General features: G+C 42.1%; 18 protein-coding genes. 11 read left to right on the top strand and 7 right to left on the bottom strand.

Annotated features, from left to right (window positions below; translation table 11 throughout):
* The first annotated feature begins 43 nt into the window (after positions 1-43).
* From ARCPR_RS03830 to ARCPR_RS03815, 4 genes are all read left to right on the top strand, one after another.
* Positions 44-1,543 (top strand): replication factor C large subunit, encoded by a 1,500-nt coding sequence (locus tag ARCPR_RS03830; protein WP_012940169.1) that lies wholly within the window; start codon positions 44-46, stop codon positions 1,541-1,543.
* Complete coding sequence (yjjX, locus tag ARCPR_RS03825; protein WP_012940168.1) at positions 1,540-2,058, top strand: inosine/xanthosine triphosphatase; 519 nt, start codon at positions 1,540-1,542, stop codon at positions 2,056-2,058. Before ARCPR_RS03830 ends, yjjX begins: the two co-directional genes overlap by 4 nt.
* A gap of 169 nt (positions 2,059-2,227) precedes the next feature.
* Complete coding sequence (locus ARCPR_RS03820) at positions 2,228-3,367, top strand: RNA-guided endonuclease InsQ/TnpB family protein (protein ID WP_012940167.1); 1,140 nt, start codon at positions 2,228-2,230, stop codon at positions 3,365-3,367.
* 4 nt (positions 3,368-3,371) lie between these two features.
* On the top strand, positions 3,372-3,596 hold the full coding sequence (locus ARCPR_RS03815) for a hypothetical protein (protein ID WP_012940166.1): 225 nt from the start codon (positions 3,372-3,374) through the stop codon (positions 3,594-3,596).
* Here ARCPR_RS03815 and ARCPR_RS03810 read toward each other — a convergent pair.
* Positions 3,593-4,867 (bottom strand): bifunctional L-myo-inositol-1-phosphate cytidylyltransferase/CDP-L-myo-inositol myo-inositolphosphotransferase, encoded by a 1,275-nt coding sequence (locus ARCPR_RS03810; protein ID WP_012940165.1) that lies wholly within the window; start codon positions 4,865-4,867, stop codon positions 3,593-3,595. The genes ARCPR_RS03815 and ARCPR_RS03810 overlap by 4 nt on opposite strands.
* Positions 4,868-4,943: 76 nt before the next feature.
* Here ARCPR_RS03810 and ARCPR_RS03805 point away from each other — a divergent pair, with 76 nt between their 5' ends.
* Positions 4,944-6,533: a homocitrate synthase/isopropylmalate synthase family protein gene (locus ARCPR_RS03805; RefSeq protein WP_012940164.1), complete on the top strand. Its 1,590-nt coding sequence runs from the start codon at positions 4,944-4,946 to the stop codon at positions 6,531-6,533.
* Between the two features lie 53 nt (positions 6,534-6,586).
* Here the strand turns inward: ARCPR_RS03805 and ARCPR_RS03800 are convergent, their stop codons facing one another.
* Genes ARCPR_RS03800 through ARCPR_RS03785 form a run of 4 tightly spaced genes read right to left on the bottom strand, consistent with a single transcriptional unit; the run spans position 6,587 to position 9,343 of the window.
* Positions 6,587-7,444 carry a thiamine pyrophosphate-dependent enzyme gene (locus ARCPR_RS03800; protein ID WP_012940163.1) on the bottom strand — a complete coding sequence of 286 codons (858 nt, stop codon included), beginning with the start codon at positions 7,442-7,444 and terminating at the stop codon, positions 6,587-6,589.
* Positions 7,441-8,556 (bottom strand): pyruvate ferredoxin oxidoreductase, encoded by a 1,116-nt coding sequence (locus tag ARCPR_RS03795; protein ID WP_012940162.1) that lies wholly within the window; start codon positions 8,554-8,556, stop codon positions 7,441-7,443. The genes ARCPR_RS03800 and ARCPR_RS03795 overlap by 4 nt, the downstream gene beginning before the upstream one ends.
* 2 nt (positions 8,557-8,558) lie before the next feature.
* Positions 8,559-8,813 carry a 4Fe-4S binding protein gene (locus ARCPR_RS03790; protein ID WP_012940161.1) on the bottom strand — a complete coding sequence of 85 codons (255 nt, stop codon included), beginning with the start codon at positions 8,811-8,813 and terminating at the stop codon, positions 8,559-8,561.
* A complete protein-coding gene (locus tag ARCPR_RS03785) occupies positions 8,801-9,343 on the bottom strand; it encodes a 2-oxoacid:acceptor oxidoreductase family protein (RefSeq protein WP_012940160.1) in 543 nt (180 codons plus the stop codon). Before ARCPR_RS03785 ends, ARCPR_RS03790 begins: the two co-directional genes overlap by 13 nt.
* Positions 9,344-9,421: 78 nt before the next feature.
* Here ARCPR_RS03785 and ARCPR_RS03780 point away from each other — a divergent pair, with 78 nt between their 5' ends.
* The gene (locus tag ARCPR_RS03780; RefSeq protein WP_012940159.1) at positions 9,422-10,213 is read left to right on the top strand and encodes a serine protein kinase RIO; all 792 of its coding nucleotides are present in this window, start codon (positions 9,422-9,424) and stop codon (positions 10,211-10,213) included.
* Positions 10,214-10,411: 198 nt separating this feature from the next.
* Positions 10,412-10,945, top strand: coding sequence for a KH domain-containing protein (locus ARCPR_RS03775; protein ID WP_012940158.1), 534 nt, complete (start codon positions 10,412-10,414; stop codon positions 10,943-10,945).
* 17 nt (positions 10,946-10,962) lie between these two features.
* Here ARCPR_RS03775 and ARCPR_RS03770 read toward each other — a convergent pair whose 3' ends face one another.
* The gene (locus ARCPR_RS03770) at positions 10,963-11,835 is read right to left on the bottom strand and encodes an ATP-binding protein (protein WP_012940157.1); all 873 of its coding nucleotides are present in this window, start codon (positions 11,833-11,835) and stop codon (positions 10,963-10,965) included.
* A gap of 168 nt (positions 11,836-12,003) precedes the next feature.
* Between ARCPR_RS03770 and proS the strand changes: the two genes are divergently transcribed.
* Both proS and ARCPR_RS03760 read left to right on the top strand, forming a co-directional pair.
* The gene (gene proS, locus ARCPR_RS03765; protein ID WP_148208670.1) at positions 12,004-13,416 is read left to right on the top strand and encodes a proline--tRNA ligase; all 1,413 of its coding nucleotides are present in this window, start codon (positions 12,004-12,006) and stop codon (positions 13,414-13,416) included.
* The gene (locus ARCPR_RS03760) at positions 13,416-13,667 is read left to right on the top strand and encodes an AF1514 family protein (RefSeq protein WP_012940155.1); all 252 of its coding nucleotides are present in this window, start codon (positions 13,416-13,418) and stop codon (positions 13,665-13,667) included. Before proS ends, ARCPR_RS03760 begins: the two co-directional genes overlap by 1 nt.
* A gap of 34 nt (positions 13,668-13,701) precedes the next feature.
* Here the strand turns inward: ARCPR_RS03760 and ARCPR_RS03755 are convergent, their stop codons facing one another.
* Positions 13,702-14,532: a ribose-phosphate diphosphokinase gene (locus ARCPR_RS03755; protein ID WP_012940154.1), complete on the bottom strand. Its 831-nt coding sequence runs from the start codon at positions 14,530-14,532 to the stop codon at positions 13,702-13,704.
* Positions 14,533-14,669: 137 nt separating this feature from the next.
* Here ARCPR_RS03755 and ARCPR_RS03750 point away from each other — a divergent pair, with 137 nt between their 5' ends.
* Both ARCPR_RS03750 and ARCPR_RS03745 read left to right on the top strand, forming a co-directional pair.
* Positions 14,670-15,317 carry a DUF599 domain-containing protein gene (locus tag ARCPR_RS03750; protein ID WP_012940153.1) on the top strand — a complete coding sequence of 216 codons (648 nt, stop codon included), beginning with the start codon at positions 14,670-14,672 and terminating at the stop codon, positions 15,315-15,317.
* 62 nt (positions 15,318-15,379) lie between these two features.
* Positions 15,380-15,856 (top strand): cation:proton antiporter regulatory subunit, encoded by a 477-nt coding sequence (locus ARCPR_RS03745; RefSeq protein WP_012940152.1) that lies wholly within the window; start codon positions 15,380-15,382, stop codon positions 15,854-15,856.
* The last annotated feature ends 1 nt before the right edge of the window (position 15,857 follow it).

Here is a 15,857-nt window from a genome sequence, read left to right as displayed (position 1 = left end):
TATAAACCAAAGTTCTTTAAAAGTTTAAGCTTAAATTGAGTTAATGCTGTGGGTTGAGAAGTACAGACCTAAAACGCTCAAAGATGTTGTTGCTGATAAAGATATACTTGAAAGGGTCATAGCTTGGGCTAAGAGGTGGCAGGAGGGTATTCCTCAAAAACCTCTGCTCTTGGGCGGTCCTCCCGGTGTGGGTAAGACGTCTTTAGCTTTAGCCTTGGCCAACACTTTTGGCTGGGAAGTTGTGGAGTTGAATGCGAGCGATCAGAGGAGTTGGCAGATAATAAGGAGGATAGTCGGTGAAGCTGCCTTCAGCGAGACGATAAGTAGTGAGGGAGAATTTCTATCTAGCGAGAGCGGTAGGTTAAAGCTGATTCTTTTGGATGAAGTGGACAACATAAGCAAGAAGGAGGATTTTGGAGGGGAATCCGCATTGATAAAGTTGCTGAAACGAAAACCGAGACAACCCATAATTTTGACTGCAAACGATCCGTACAAGCTCTCAAAAGAGCTTAGAGATTTGTGCGAGTTTGTACAGTTCAAGAGGCTTAGGACAGATCAAATCGTTAAGGTTTTGGAGAGGATATGTGCGAGTGAGGGTATTAAAGCCGATAGGAACGCCTTAAGACTGATCGCTCAAAATGCTGGAGGGGATTTGAGAGCGGCAATAAACGATTTGCAAGCCATTGCTGAAGGCAGAAGAGAGATAAGGGCTGAGGATGTTGTTGTATCTAAAAGAATGCAGGAAACTGATGTTTTTAAAGTTATGCAGAAGATATTCAAGCGTTTCGACAGAACGGTCTATACTGATGCAATGAGTTTGGATGAATCGCCAGAAGATTTAATAGTGTGGATCGACGAAAACCTTCCCCTGGAATATGAAGGGGATGAACTATTGAGAGCTTACCTCGTTCTTTCGAGGGCTGATATGTTTTTAGGGAGGGTTAGAAGGAGAGGATTTTACAGGCTCTGGAGATACGCAACTTATCTGATGACTGTAGGAGTCGCTTTTGCCAAGCAAAGGGCAAAGGGAGGTTTTACGAAGTATCAAAGACCGAATATATGGCAGATGCTTACCTTAATAAAGGAGAGAAGGGAAAAGGTAAGAAACATCCTTAAGAAGATTGCGAAGTACTCCCACATGTCCTCAAAGAAAGCCCTGAACGAGATGTTCTTTTTCATAGTTTACATGCTGAGACATGCGGATATAGCAACAGCTTCAAAGATTTCAGCATTCTACGATTTTAGCGAGGAGGAGCTTTCTCTACTTGTTGGTGATAAGAGGGCAAGAGAGATAAAGGAGTTCATAAGGAAGCATGGCATAAAGAGAGTTGTAGAGGAGGAAGTTGAAGAGGAAATATTCAAAGCATTTGAAAAGAAGGTTGAGGAGACCAAAGAAGAAGCTGAAAAAGTTAAAGAAGTAAAGGTTGAAGAGGTTGAAAAACCTGAGAAGGCTGAAGAAGTGGTTAAGGGTAAGGCTAAGAGAAGAAGGAGAAAAAAGAAGAAGGAAAAGGCTGAAGTTACGCTGGACAAGTTCTTTTCATGAAAGTTGCAGTTGGATCAACAAATCCCACAAAGGTGGAGGGAGTTAGGAGGGCATTTGAGGAGTTCTTTGAAGATGTAGAGGTAGTACCAAAAGATGTTGACTCTGGTGTAAGTGCTCAGCCGATCGGAGATGATGTGATAAAGGGCGCTATGAACAGGGCTTTGAACGCTTATGGGGATTGCGATTTTAGTGTCGGTGTTGAAGCGGGGCTTTTTAAGTTTGAGAGGACGATAACGGGTTACGTGGACTTTCAAGTTGCGGTGATCTACAACGGAAGAAAGTACTCGATAGGATTTGGTCCGGGATTTGAATTTCCACCGTTTGTAGTTGAGAGAGCTTTGAGGGGTGAAGAGGTTGGTAAGATCATGAGCGAGTTTACGGGTATCAAAGAAATCGGCAGAAAGATCGGGGCAATACACTATTTAACGAGGGGAAAGGTTTCGAGAATAGATTTGACGAGGATAGCTGTGACTATGGCTTTAATTCCTTGGCTGAACGAGGAGTTGTATTGCTGACCTCCTCCCCGCCCTGAAGGGGCGAGGGTTCCCCATAGGGGAACCGGCTCTTACCCCGTCTCACGACGGAGTCATCGCCTTCGGTTTGTGTCATTGGGCCGGGTCAGAGCGACCCTCCAATTGTAGTTGCACGATAAGACTTATAAACTTTTCGTTAATTAAGCGTAATATGAAACTCACGCTAAAGATGAAAGTTAGAGAAAAGACGAAGTGGAAAATTCAAGCTCTGAGGAGAGCGATGGAAACTTTTAGGGATGCGGTTAACGACTGGATAGATGTAGCGTGGAAGCACAAGATTGCGGACCGCACTCTACACGAAATAGCTTATAAAGAATTAAGGCAAAAGTATCGTAATTTGTACTCAAACTCTTTACAAGATGCGATGAATTGGGCGATTCAGATAGTCAAAACCGAGTTAAAGCTAAATCCTAACAAAAAACCAGAATTCAAGACGTTAATGATCTCTTTCAAGAATGTTGATTTTAAATTTGAAAACAACGGTTTCGTTATCCCGTTAAACGGTAAAAGAGTTTACGTTCCAGTCTACGTTCCCAAAAAGTATTATAAGTGGTTAGTCAACGGAAAATTTGGTCGCTTATACTTCAAGGAAGAAGACGGAGAAATTTACGCTTATTTAACGGTTAAAGTAGAGGATAAACCTGTCTACGAACCGAAGTCGTGGTTCGGTGTGGATTTAGGAGTCCACAACCTCGCAGTAGTTGCGGACGAGAGGGGTAGGAAAATTCTAAGATTTGACGGAGAGATCGTTAACCGTTATAAGGAATTACTTGAGAAGGAAAGAGCTAGAAGACAGAAGAGACAGATGAAGGAATTTAATAATAAGGAACATAAATATGGGTGTAAACATAGGAGTTTCTCCCGCTACGTTAACCACGTGGTATCTAAAGAAATCGTTAGAAAGGCAAAGGAGTATAAAGCTTGTATAGTTCTCGAAAAGCTTAGGGGTGTTAAAAGGAGAGGTGCTAGAAAACCTAAACGAGTAAGGAAACTACTACATCGCTGGAGCTACCACGATTTAATCCAGAAGATAAAGTATAAAGCAAAACTTGAAGGCGTGCCCGTTATCGAAATCTCTCCAAGAAATACTTCGAAGACTTGTTCTAACTGCGGTTTCGTTTATAAGCGTTTTAAGGATCAAAGATTGTTTCACTGTCCTAAGTGTGGCATCATAATCGACAGAGATTTAAACGCTTCAATTAATATTGCTAGAAAAGGCAGAGAAGAATATAAAAAGCGGGCTTTCCTCTCCGCTTTGAAAAGCGAAGCTTCCAGTCCGCAATGGTTGTGATACTATGGATGCGATAGTTATAGGGAGGGTTAGAGAGTTCTTGGATGTTTACAGGTCTGGAAACCTTGAAGAGGCTTTGAAAAAGCTTAGGGAGTTGGAGGATTTTGTAGAAAGACTCTTGAGTGTGACAAGGGATGCAAAAGCTTTGGCATTGGCTCTGAACGTTTACATGGCTATCCCGCTCTACGAGGACATGATAAAGATTAAGATGAAGATCGAAAAGGCTTAGACGAATCTTTTATTCTTATACACTATGTAAATCGTTGTAACGACTCTCAGATTAGTTATCACCGCTATCAACGCTAACAGTGTAACGATTACAAACTTTCCAAGGAATGAGAACAGACAAAAGAGGAATATCAGGAATATCCTCTCATCCCTCTTACCTGGGAATTTGAAGTCAAAATCGTTGTAAAAGTCGCTGAAGAAGGCACCTTTGTATCTTTCGGTAGTATAGCTAACCATGAAAGAGCCGAACATTGCAAAACATGCTATAATCCACTCCAAATTATTCAAATTCGAAACAAAAGATAGGGTTAGGAGGAACAGGAAGTCTACGTATCTATCCAATACCGAATCAAGCCATCCTCCGAATTTTGAAGTCCTTAAGCTAGCCCTAGCAATTTCACCGTCTATTCCGTCAAGTATAGAGCTGATTTGATAAACTAGACCTGCAAGAGGTATCGAAAACAAGTTTAGAATTGCTGAAAATATTCCAACTAGAAAGCTAATTAGAGTAGCTTGGTTTGGTGTGATGCGATTAACAAGAAGCTCGGAGAGCCTTAAGCTTATCTTTCTGTTTATACGCCTCGATACGAAACCGTCCCCCCTCCCCTTGTAACTCTTCCTAACTAAAAGTTTATTCGCCTTCTTCAACTCCTCAGGGGTATCAACATCCATCCAAAATAGACCAGAGATTTCGGTAACCTTAATCCTACTTCTTTCTATTATATCGGAAAGCTTGATCTCCTCTCTGTCAATTATTTCCTCAGCATATTTAAAAACATCCCTGGTTAAGATGAAAAATCCCGTATCAACGCAACACCATTCCTTCAAATCCTTTCCAATCCTCTTAATCCTTCCATTCTCGACGAGCACCTTCGTTGCCTCATCTATATCGACGTAAAGCGGATTTCTGTCGCATATAAGTCCATCTCCTCTTAAAGCTACTCTAACAAACTCCTCATCGTAAACGTGATCACCCATGACCAACACAAACCTGTCATCGACAAAGTCCTTAGCCAAGTAGAACGAGTAACCGTTTCCCCTCTCAGGGTGAGGATTTACAACGATTCGATACTTGAAGTTGTTTCTTTTGAGGAAATCTTCGATCGCTTTTCTGTTCTCGTTGTTAACAACCACAACAAACTCGTCTATACCGTTATCTTGAAGTAGCTTGAGATTTCTAAACATTATCTCCCTTCCTGCGACCTTTAAGAGGGGCTTAACAGTTCTGCCCATCCTCGTTCCGAAGCCTGCACAGAGGACTACTGCCTTCACATTCCAATTTTACCATCTCGATTTATAAATCTTGACCAATCGAAAGGTATATCTTAAGCTGTGCCAAGCCTGAGCGATGCTAAGGATTCTTGATACTACGCTCAGAGATGGAGAACAAACTCCGGGAGTCTCTCTGACAGTCGAGCAGAAGCTGATAATAGCTCAAGCTTTGGATGATCTCGGAGTTGATGTGATAGAGGCCGGAACGGCTATAGCTGGTGAGGAGGAGTTTAGAGCTGTAAAGGAAATTGCAAACGCTGGATTAAAGGCGGAGATATGTAGCTTTGCGAGAATTAAGGAGATAGATATAGATGCGGTTGCAAATGCCGATGCCGATTCGGTTTTCATGGTTGCACCTTCATCGGACATACACATTAAAACGAAGTTTCCGAATAAGAGTGGTGATGATATAATCGAGATGTCAGTTAAAGCAGTTGAATACGCTAAGGAGAGAGGTTTGATAGTCGAGTTTGGTGCTGAAGATTCTTCAAGAGCGAACTTAAATTTTGTGAAGGCTCTCTTTAGAGCGGTTCTGGATGCTGGCGCCGATAGGTTGACATTCACAGATACTGTCGGAGTTCTTACCCCCGAAAAGGCTGAATGCATAATGAGAGAGCTAACTTCAGAGTTTAACGTTCCGATAGCTTTTCACGGACACAACGACTTCGGGTTGGCTACTGCAAACACGATATTTGCAGTTAAGGGTGGAGCAAGGGAGATTCACGTAACCATCAATGGATTGGGTGAGAGAGCTGGAAACGCTCCTCTTGAAGAAGTAGTTCTGGCTTTGGAAACATTTTACGGCATTAAGACGAAAATTAGGAAGGAGAAGATTTACGATACATCGAAGCTTGTCGAAGCTTTGACAAGATTCCCGATAGCTCTAAACAAGCCAATTGTAGGATACAACGCCTTCATGCACGAAAGTGGAATTCATACCTCTGCTTTGCTTAGAAATGCCAAAGCTTACGAACCAATATCACCAGAGATGATTGGAAGGAAAAGGGCGATAGTTCATGGAAAGCACAGCGGTAAAGCTAGCATAATGAGGTTGATAGAGGAGTTGGGATACGAAGCGAGTGGTGAACAAGTGAAGGAAATAATGAAGAGAATAAAGGAGATGGAAGGAAGGGGACAGAAAGTCATGGGATCAGATCTCATAAAGATAATTGAGGAAGTTTTGAAGGTTAAAAAGGGCAAGAAGATCGTTTTGAAGGGTCTGAACGTTGTATGCGGTAAAAGCGGGACATCGCCTCATGCAAGCATAAAGATATGCTTAAACGGAGAGGACATCGAGGCTACAGCTCTGGGTAAAGGTCCGTTCGATGCGTCGATAAGAGCTTTAAAGAACGCTTTAAAAGAGTACGCGAATAAGAGCGGTGATAAGGCCGTTGGTGAGCTGGTGAACGTTAAGCTCGTCAACTACAAGGCCAACGCTATAATAGACGATAAGGTCATAGAATACATAGAAAAGCTTGTCGAGAAAAATCCAAAGCTTTCGGGATTGGTTGAAAAAATCAGGATTATGACTGGAACTGATGCTCCCGTTGATGTCATAATACAGCTCGAAAAGGATGACAGAGTAGTTACGGCAATAGGTAGAAGCACAGACATAATTCATGCATCCGTCGAGGCATACATAGAATGCTTGAACAAACTTATCTAAACTTATTTAGTGTTTAGTAATGGGGAAGCTTGTCGAAAATATTTGTAAAACTATCAAAAAGTTCTTTCAAGAACTTCGACTACTTTCCAAACATTATCAATTTTTATCTCTATCTCTCTAACATCGTCATCGCTTAAACCCCTGAACCTACCTTGAGCTTTTATATAATCGGCGAGAGGAAATCTCTTATCCTTTTCTCTGTACTTTCTGCTCGCTCCAGTTAATCTAAATTTTCCATCGTACTCCCACAGAATCCAAGCCCCGCTTTTAACTGCCATCCTTGCGATCTCAACAGTTTTTGATGAATCGAACCTCCATCCCGGAGGACAGGGACTGTGTAAATGAATGAACCTGAAGCCCTTGGTACTACCAGCCTTTTTAACTTTCTGAACGAAGTCGCGCATGTAACCGATACTTGCGGTAGCTACGTAAGGAACTCTGTGCATTAGCATTATAAGAGCCAAATCTTTCTTCTCCTCTCTTTTACCAGTAGGCGATGTTGTAGTCTTAGCTTTCCAGAATGTAGTTCCACTCGCCTGAATTCCAGTATTCATGTAAGCCTCGTTGTCGCTCACGATTACGATAATGTTGTCATTCCTTATTGCAGACCCGCTCAGTGTTGCAAACCCTATATCCGCAGCTCCATCACCCATCCAAACTACGACGTTATCGTAAGCTTTGGACAAACCGCATGCAACTGCTGGAGCGGATGCAAAGGGAACATGAATTAGAGGAAAATCAATGGATGATTTTGGATGTATCCCTGCTATTATCGTCGTGCACCCAGCTGGAACTACTACAATTGGATTTTTCAAGACGCTCAAAGCCTTCAGACCTATTGCATGCGGACATCCTTGGCACGACGGATTCCCGGGCAGCAGAGGACAACCTATTTCATCCGCCAACTTCATTTCAACCACCACTCAACTTCTTTGATCTCTCCCCTCACGAATCTGTTAAAGATCTCTACAAAATCTTCTACACCCATATCCACACCGCAGAGCCCGGCTATAACGTTCTTGCAATCCAAAACGTTTCCAACTTCCAAGCCAAGAATACCTTTATGCCCCATTGAAAACGATCTGTCTATTACTAGCACTTCTCTATCCTCAATCTTTTGGAGTTCCTCTATTGGGAAAGGTCTCACGTATGTTAGCTTGAGAAGTCCTATCGGGATCCCCTTACTCCTTAAAATATCTACTGCCTCTTTAGCATCTCCGCACCAAGCTCCACTCATTATAACGACGTAATCTGCATCTTCGGTCATGTAATGCTCCACCAAACCGTATTTCCTTCCAAATTTCTCTCCAAACTCCCTACCTACTCTCTCTATCACTTCTTTCGATCTCTCCATATCCCTAGCCATGTCGTACCTCAATCTCATTGCTACCTCGTCCTGAGCTATGTTACCGATTGCAATCGGCTCATCAGGAGTGATGACGTAAGCTTGTTTTCTATCTGGCAGGAACGAATCCACAGAAGATTGATCTGGAACATCAACAACTTCAGCTGTGTGACTGATTACGAAACCGTCCAAACCAACTGCGAAAGGTAAATTAACGCTTTCACTCACCTTAAAACCCTGTATGGTTAAATCCAAAGCCTCTTGAGCATTCTCAGCCATAGCCACGATCCATCCCGAATCTCTGAGCGTCAATATGTCCGTATGTTCCGTATGTATATTCCACGGAGGCCCTATTGTTCTCGTCACTACTGCCATAACGAGAGGGATCCTCGCATTGGATACCCACCAGCACATCTCGTACATGTAAAGCAGACCGTGACTTGAAGTAGCCGTGAATGACCTGAGACCAGCGGAAGAACTTCCATAGACTACAGCTAAAGCGGAATGCTCTGATTCAACTCTTACAAACTCTGCATCGATCTCCCCTCTCTCTACCATCTCTGCCAACCTTTCAACAATAGTCGTCTGAGGTGTTATTGGATAGGCGGCAATAACTTTGACCCTTGAAAGTTTCACGGCTTCAGCAACAGCATAATTTCCTGTTAAAATCGTTCTCATCTCTACACCTCCTTAATCATCTCTATAGCTTCTGCTGGACAAACGTTGGAACAGACACCGCAGCCCTTGCAATATTCGTAATCGATTTCTATTTTCAGATCCTTTAGGCTTATGCAGTTCTCTGGACAGTATACGTAGCATTCGAAGCAAGAAACACATTTATCTTCTTTATATACTGGCTTAAAAGTTCTCCAAAGCCCAGTTTTTCCAGATGATCCCTTAGAAGGCTTGGAAATCAGAACATCTATATATTCCACTCTTTCACCTCCCTATAAGCGATCTCAACAGCTTTTGCATTGACCTCAGCAAGCTTACCTTTGAAAAGCTCCTTAATCGATTCAATCACAGAATCGAGCGTCAGTCCTAAAGCTTTAGCCGTAGCCCCTGCCATAGCCGTATTTACAATTGGCCATCCTGCTGAAACTAAGTTTAAGCTCAGAGCTATCTCGCTAGCATCAACGTAGTAGCATCTTAAGCCATCAAAACCCTTCTTCGAGTTCAAAATCAATATACCATCATCCTTCAAAAGCTCGTGAATATCAACAATTTCAAATATTCTTTCGGCGAAAACGACTACGAAATCTCCTTTTTTTACTGAGGAGTGTCTCCTTATTGGTTTATCGGATATTCTCAAGTAGTTTTTAACCAAAGCTCCTCTCCTCTCAGCACCGAAATGCGGTATGGCCTGAGCGTAAAGACCATCTTTAACACATGCTAGTGCAAGAATTCTTCCAGCAGTAACACCGCCTTGTCCGCCGAAGCAGAGTATTATACCTTCCTTTAGCATTTCTCCCGATAATGGGAGTTTGAATTTAACCTTATCGGAATAATTAGGTTTATTAAGCTTCGAGTAACTCTTTGTCGAATGAAAGATAAAGAGCTGAAAGAGATAGATCGATATCTTGACAGTTTCAGGTTTAAGGAGAAAGGAATGGAAGCTCGTAAGATATATGCAGAAGTCCTCGATTTGAGAACTCTGAAAGCTCTCTACAAGCTCTCGGCTAAAGGTTATATAAAAGCCTTGGGTGGAGTTATATCGACTGGAAAAGAAGCTAACGTCTTCTACGCTGATGGTCACTTCGAAGGGCAAGATGTTCCGGTCGCAGTGAAAATATACAGGATAGAAACGAGCGAATTTTACAAGATGGATGAATACCTCTTCGGAGATAAGAGGTTCGATCTGAGAAGAATTTCCAAGAAGGAGCTTATATTTATTTGGACTGAAAAGGAGTTTAGAAACCTTCAGAGGGCTTATGAAAACGGTGTTAGAGTTCCAAAGCCCTACATTTACTACAAGAACATAATTCTAATGGAATTTTTGGGAGAAGACGAAATTCCCGCTCCGACTCTTGCAGATCTTGGCTTAGAGCTTAAGGAGCTCGTCGATGTGGAAAAATTCTTTGAAGATGTTATTGAGAATGTTAAGAAGCTTTACAAAAAAGCGGAGTTAGTTCACGCCGATTTAAGCGAGTACAACATAGTCCTCTTCAAAGATAAGCCCTATTTCATAGATATGGGGCAGAGTGTTCTCATCGATCATCCCTATGCAAGGAGCTACTTGGAGAGGGATTTGAAAAACATTTTAAGATTCTTCTCAAAGTTCGGTATTAAGGCTGATCTGGAAACTTTGATGGAAGAAATCACAGAGGAACATTGAGAGTGAGCAATGGAACTCCAATAGAGATCTTGGGCGTTTGCTACTGTAGTTTATGCATTACGGTATATGAAGAAAAATTTCAGATGTTATTGTCTTACCTTTAGTCAATCAGTAAATCGTTACCGCAGTTGTCAAAGGGGTTACACTTTTAATGTTGTCAGCCATCGATTCGGTGAAGAATGTTTGTGAGGTGAAATGATGGAGATTGAGCTTACAATCCCCGAAGACAGGATAGGTGTGCTAATAGGGAAGGAGGGCGAAATCAAAAAGAGAATTGAGGAACTGAGCGGTTGCAAGATAAAGATTAGCAGTAAGACAGGAGTGGTAAAAATTCAATGTGAGGATCCGTACAAGTTCATGAGAGTACAGGATGTCGTTAAGGCAATAGCTCATGGATTCAACCCGGATATAGCTATCAAGCTTTTGGAGGATGATATGATTACCTTGGATGTAATAGACTTGACATCCTACGTCTCGGACAGGCACTTACAGAGAATCAAGGGCAGGATAATTGGAAAGGAGGGTAGTATGAGAAAGACACTCGAGGATCTCCTAAACGTCCATGTTTCAGTTTACGGTAAAACCGTGGCGATATTAGGTGATGTTGAGAGTGTTGCAATAGCGAGAGAAGCTATAGAGATGCTCATCAACGGAGCACAGCACTCAACAGTTATAAGGTTCTTGGAAAGAAAGAGAAGAGAGCTTAAGATGAGAGGAATGGAATGGTACTAATCACTCAATCTTTCTCCTCAGCGATTTTTCCTCGAATACCTCTCGACAATTTTACAGAATGAGCAGATCTCGAAATTTGAAACTTCTCCACAGATTTTGCAGTGCTTAACTTCCCATTCCTCAGCCTTAACACTTTTCGCAAGCTTTACAATTCCTCTCACGAAGTTCTGCTTAAATCCTCTTCTCTTAGCTTCTATCTCATAAATTATTTCCTTCCAGATATCGTTTGGAGCGTGAGGACACTCCATTGGCGTAAATGGCAAATTCAACGTTAGAACGAGCGTTGCATTCTCTTTTTCAGTCCTCTCGAAGAGGGGTTTAGCCTTAGCTACTAGCTTGTCGAATCCGTCAATTCTGGGACTCAGCTTGGATATATATTCAACATTTCCACTGAGCACGTTCTTTATGAAGAACAGTATGATGTCCTCGCATGTATGAGCAGTAGCAATCACATCGAAACCCCTTTCCCTTGCAAATCTGTTCATGATGTAGCGTTTTACTATGCCGCATGCTGAACAAACCTTCTTACTTTCAACATCATCTATTGTGAATCCATAGTCTTCCAGCTTAACAACGTTTAAGTTTAAGTTCAGAGTTTGAGCGAGCTCCTCCACAGCCTTTAGGGACTCCTTCGAATAATTTCCAATTCCCAAATCTATGTGAAAGAGCTCGATGTTGTAGTCAAGTTCGTTCAATGCGTAAGCCATTGCAGTACTATCTTTTCCGCCAGATACGCAGACCAAAATTTTTTCAGAGCTCTTAAGGATTCCATAACGCTTTATGCTCCTTTTTACGAGGTTAACGTAAAATTTTGGAAAGCATTCATCGCAGAGAGTTATTCGATAAACCCTTGAGTGAAACACGGCTTTCCTTCCACATCTGCACTTCATCTTAAATGCTGTCTTGCTGTGTATTTAAAAAGTCTGAGCTCAAATCATTCCAAATTCCTTACCTTATATTTTGGGACTTACCTTTCAAATTATCAAAGTCAGGCATATCTAATCTTCTTTGATGGGTTTAAAGCATAAAACTTAATAGAAGTGAGCCTTGCCGAATTCGTGTTACCACCTAAGGAGAATTTCTCGGAGTGGTATCACGAAGTAATCCAGCAGGCAGAGATAATGGACATTCGTTACCCTGTCAAGGGACTGTACGTCTGGCTTCCATTCGGTTTCAAGATCAGGCAGCTGGTTTATGCAAAGCTGAGAGAACTTTTGGACAGGGATCATCAAGAAGTGTATTTCCCGACGTTAATTCCAGAGGACATGCTGATGAAGGAGAGCAAGCACATAAAGGGGTTTGAAGATGAGGTTTACTGGGTAACTCACGGCGGTTTGGAGCCTCTGGATGTCAAATTGGCCTTGAGACCTACGAGTGAGACAGCAATGTATCCCATGTTCAAGCTCTGGATAAGGAGTCATGCTGATTTGCCTCTGAAGGTTTATCAGATAGTTAACGTGTTCAGGTATGAAACCAAGCACACCCGTCCTTTAATCAGGCTTAGAGAGGTAACGTCATTTAAGGAAGCTCACACAGTTCACAGAACTTATGAGGAGGCGGAAGAGCAGGTTAGACAAGCAGTTAAACTTTACAAGGAATTCTACGACTTCCTTGCAATCCCTTATTTGGTATTTAGACGTCCTGAGTGGGATAAGTTCCCCGGTGCCGATTACACGATTGCACTTGACACGATAATGCCAGACGGAAGAACTCTGCAAATAGGAACTGTTCACAACCTAGCAGACAACTTCGCAAGGACATTTGAGATTAAATACGAAACGCCAGAAGGAGATCACGCTTATGCACATCAAACTTGCTACGGCATATCTGAAAGGTGCATCGCATCTCTAATCTCTATCCACGGCGACGATTTAGGCTTAGTTTTGCCTTTCGAGGTAGCACCAGTTCAGATCGTAATAATCCCAATACTCTACAAAGGAAAGGAAGAGAAAGTTATGGAGCTTTCAAGGAAGCTCTATGAGAGGCTTAAGTGTTTCAGAGTTGTTTTGGACGACAGCGATGAAAGACCGGGAGCCAAGTATTACAAGTGGGAGCTCAAGGGTGTTCCGATAAGGTTTGAGATTGGTCCTAGAGAAGCTGAGAATGGAGAGGTAGTCGTATCGTTTAGAGATGAAAGGAAAAAGTTCAGTGTGACATTTGATGAGATCACTGCAGATACTATCTTCAAATGGGCTAAGGATCTTAAGGAGAGATTGAGATCTAGGGCTGTTGATAATGCGAAAAGTAAGATCGTTGTTTGTAACAGTATCGAGGAAGTTGCTGAGGCTGTAGAGGGTAGGAAGGTAGCTTTGGTTTACGCTTGCGAGGATTGTGAGAGAGAACTTGAGAACTATGGTAGTGTGCTCGGAAGAATGGAGGAGAAGCCTGAGTGGCTCGATGTGAGCTTGGAGGGAAGTTGTGTCGTCTGCGGGGGAAAGGGTTATCTCGTTGGAGTTGCTAAAACTTACTAATGAAAGAAGTGAAGGTAAAGATTGAGGGGCTAGAGCTTGACTTCGAAAAAGCTAAGGCTATAGCGGATATACTCGTCGGAGGAACTTTGATAGCTTGGTCTGATGGAAAAAGAAGTTATCCGGACGTGGTCTGCTGTTCAATCGATGACAAGCCGGGATGGATGGTTTATGGTGAGACAAGGGGAAACGTTAAAGTTGAAATAAACAACTACACATTCTACTACTTGAGTGATGAGGAGGCTGAGCACTGAAAAGTGATGAAAATCGGGACTCTGACACAATTTTTTAAGATCTTAAAACCTTTGCTATCTCATCCGCAACGCTTATCACACTAACGGATTTCTCAATTGTATCCGTTGCAATCACTCTTTTTACTCCGGCGTTGAATAACTTGTTCAAAGCATCTCCTGCCAAGACAGCATGAACACACGCACATTCAACCGATTTGGCTCCCAAAGCCTTGAGAACCTTCGTTGCCTCAACTATAGTCCCACCTGTCGAGATTATGTCATCGACTATCACAACATCTTTACCCTCAACATTCAAACTCTTTGGCTTTATCTCTACCTCTTCAGCACTAATTCTTCTCTTCTCCAAATAATCGAATTCGCAACCAGCGTAGCTCGATGCAACTTTAACTCTGTTGAACGAGCCTAAATCTGGTGAAATCATTACGACATTCTTTCCCTTGTAGTACTCACCAATTAGAGGCATCGCATCTACTTCAACGAGGTTCTTGAAGTAGCTCTTGGCTTTTTCACTGTGGATGTTTACAGTAATTACTTTGTCTGCGTAGCCCTCGATAAGTTTTGCAATTGCTCTTATGCTTACAGCTTCACCCTCGTTGAACTCTCTATCCTGCCTAGCATACCCCATATAGGGAATCACCGCTTTTATTTCTGCATCCTTCAAGGCATCGAAGATCAGCATAAGCTGAACTAAGTCTTCGTTCGAGTTTATACTTTGAACAACCACAGCCTCATCGACCTTTTCAACTCTAACGTAAAGTTCTCCATCGGGAAAGACCTTGTAAGTCGTTTTTGCGAGGTCACAGCCAAGTCTGTCGGCAATTCTTTTGGCTAGGAGAGGAGAGGCTTTACCGGGTACAACTTTCATAAGATCAAATTGCTGTTAAAAATTTAAAAGTGTTTATCAACCTTCGCTGAACTGTTCGATGTTCAGATTGTAGTGTTCTTCGATCCTGGATTTTGGGAAGCGAGAAAATATAAATCTGAGATGGTCAATATACTCGCATGGTTTCACAACTCGATATACTTGCTTTCCTAATCTTTATCGCTTGTTTCGGAGGTTATCATGCTCTTTACCTCCTAATCGTTGAGAAGTATCCTAAAAAAGCCGTAAAAGCTTACGTTAGAATCTTAAGAGAAAAGAGTATAGCCAATTTGCTTGAGAGGGAGGAGTACGAAACACTTGTTCAGCAGTTGAGGGATGCTATACAAGTCTGCTACGTTTTCGCATCATCATCGTTGATATTTATGGGTCTTATGTTTAATTTGCTAATAAACATTGATGAAATAGCCCGTAACCTCAAGATAACCGATGTCACCGCCTTCGAGTACAAGGTACTGTTCGTGATTGCCATTCAAGCTCTATCCTTCATATTCTTCATCTCATCAATAAGATACTACAGAATGTTAAGCCTGCTAATAGCTACGCCTCCAGAGGAAATTTTAAGACTTCTCGGAATAACAGCTGAGAAATTCTACGCTCAGCTTTTGGATAAGGGTTGCACGTATTATACTTTGGGTAGTAGAGGTCTCCTCTACAGCATGCTTTCCTTCACGTGGTTTTTAAGTCCTTTAGCATTTCTAACTCTGGTCATAGTCGTAACGCTTCTGCTGGCAAAATACAGGGATTTCACGAGATTTCAGGAAGTTTAAAACAATCTCAAGTTGTACAGAAATTCACAAGATTTTTCAATATACATGCAAGCTTTAAACTAATGAGGTCAGTCGAGCTACCGGGTGTAGGTTCCAAGTACGAAATAGATGGGCTGGATGGTAAAATTGCAATTGTATTTTTGGAGAATAATAACGTTCAAGTTTACGTTCTGGAAAGAGATTGTGACAAACCCTGCGTCGTAACTTTAACTCCTAAAGATGCTGTAAGGTTGGGAAGCATATTGACTGGAGCTATTTTTGAGAGTAAAGAGGAGTCTGTCGAAGTTGTCTTCTCAGCTTTGGCGGACTTAAGGATTGGTGTACACACTTACATTGTTCCTAAGAGTCTTGCTGGCAAGACTATAGAGGAATTAGATCTGAGGAGAAAAACGGGAGTAACGATAATAGCCATCTCTAGGGAGGGCAAGAATATAGTAAACCCACCACCTTCAACAGAACTCAGAGAGGGAGATGTAATAGTTGTTATAGGAGAGCACGATCAAATCGAAAGATTCGAGAAGCTTATACTGGGGAGATGAA

Source organism: Archaeoglobus profundus DSM 5631 (genome assembly GCF_000025285.1).
In the GTDB taxonomy this organism is placed as follows: Archaea; Halobacteriota; Archaeoglobi; order Archaeoglobales; family Archaeoglobaceae; genus Archaeoglobus_B; species Archaeoglobus_B profundus.
The sequence above is the reverse complement of the archived record's forward strand: the minus strand, read 5'-3'. Positions and strand labels throughout refer to the sequence as shown.

Bases quoted from the DNA above. Each gene is read 5' to 3' on its own strand.
- ARCPR_RS03830 (WP_012940169.1), top strand. From the start codon at position 44: ATGCTGTGGGTTGAGAAGTACAGACCTAAAACGCTCAAAGATGTTGTT.
- yjjX (WP_012940168.1), top strand. From the start codon at position 1,540: ATGAAAGTTGCAGTTGGATCAACAAATCCCACAAAGGTGGAGGGAGTT.
- ARCPR_RS03820 (WP_012940167.1), top strand. From the start codon at position 2,228: ATGAAACTCACGCTAAAGATGAAAGTTAGAGAAAAGACGAAGTGGAAA.
- ARCPR_RS03815 (WP_012940166.1), top strand. From the start codon at position 3,372: ATGGATGCGATAGTTATAGGGAGGGTTAGAGAGTTCTTGGATGTTTAC.
- ARCPR_RS03805 (WP_012940164.1), top strand. From the start codon at position 4,944: ATGCTAAGGATTCTTGATACTACGCTCAGAGATGGAGAACAAACTCCG.
- ARCPR_RS03800 (WP_012940163.1), bottom strand. From the start codon at position 7,444: ATGAAGTTGGCGGATGAAATAGGTTGTCCTCTGCTGCCCGGGAATCCG.
- ARCPR_RS03795 (WP_012940162.1), bottom strand. From the start codon at position 8,556: ATGAGAACGATTTTAACAGGAAATTATGCTGTTGCTGAAGCCGTGAAA.
- ARCPR_RS03785 (WP_012940160.1), bottom strand. From the start codon at position 9,343: ATGCTAAAGGAAGGTATAATACTCTGCTTCGGCGGACAAGGCGGTGTT.
- ARCPR_RS03780 (WP_012940159.1), top strand. From the start codon at position 9,422: ATGAAAGATAAAGAGCTGAAAGAGATAGATCGATATCTTGACAGTTTC.
- ARCPR_RS03775 (WP_012940158.1), top strand. From the start codon at position 10,412: ATGGAGATTGAGCTTACAATCCCCGAAGACAGGATAGGTGTGCTAATA.
- ARCPR_RS03770 (WP_012940157.1), bottom strand. From the start codon at position 11,835: ATGAAGTGCAGATGTGGAAGGAAAGCCGTGTTTCACTCAAGGGTTTAT.
- ARCPR_RS03760 (WP_012940155.1), top strand. From the start codon at position 13,416: ATGAAAGAAGTGAAGGTAAAGATTGAGGGGCTAGAGCTTGACTTCGAA.
- ARCPR_RS03755 (WP_012940154.1), bottom strand. From the start codon at position 14,532: ATGAAAGTTGTACCCGGTAAAGCCTCTCCTCTCCTAGCCAAAAGAATT.
- ARCPR_RS03750 (WP_012940153.1), top strand. From the start codon at position 14,670: ATGGTTTCACAACTCGATATACTTGCTTTCCTAATCTTTATCGCTTGT.
- ARCPR_RS03745 (WP_012940152.1), top strand. From the start codon at position 15,380: ATGAGGTCAGTCGAGCTACCGGGTGTAGGTTCCAAGTACGAAATAGAT.